Annotated in this window: 1 protein-coding gene; it reads left to right on the forward strand. The window is 66.5% G+C overall.

Annotated features, from left to right (window positions below; genetic code table 11):
* Window positions 1-648: TonB-dependent receptor domain-containing protein (locus AAE045_RS23675; RefSeq protein WP_455549752.1), on the forward strand; the 648-nt coding region annotated here is incomplete at both ends.

Raw genomic sequence — 648 nt, forward strand, 5'->3', positions numbered from 1 at the left:
ATGGCAGCTCGGCGCGTTCTACACCGATGAAGACGCGGCCTACATCGAGCGCGGCAGCGCCTTGAGCCCGGCCTTCAACCCGGTGCTCGATCTGTTCACCGCCTCGGTGCTGACCACCTACAAAGAGAAGGCGCTGTTCGGCAACGCCACCTGGAAATTCACCGACCGCTTCGATCTGGCCCTGGGCGTGCGCCATGCCCGCAACGACCAGGAGTTCCGCCAGACCCTCGGCGGCCCGCTGGGTGGTGACGGGGTGCAGCGGATCACCGAATCCTCCGAGAGCGTGACCACCTGGAGCGCCAGCCCGCGCTTGTTCCTGGGCGAGGACACCATGGCCTACGTGCGCGTAGCCACCGGCTACCGCGCCGGCAGCCCGAACCCCATCCTGCCGGCCGCGCCGGAAGTCCCCGCGCAGGTCAAGTCGGACACGTTGATCAACTACGAAGCCGGCTTGAAGAGCCACTTCTGGGATCGTCGTGCGCTGGTGGAAGTGGCCGCCTTCCGCATCGACTGGGATGACATCCGCCTGAATCTGCTCACGGCCCAGGGCATCTCCTATGGCGTCAACGGCGGCGAAGCACGCAGCCAGGGCGTTGAGTTCACCGGCGCACTGATGCCCGTCGATGGGTTGCGCCTGAGCAGCAGCCT

This window comes from Dryocola clanedunensis (assembly GCF_038405435.1).
Lineage (GTDB): Bacteria > Pseudomonadota > Gammaproteobacteria > Enterobacterales > Enterobacteriaceae > Dryocola > Dryocola clanedunensis_A.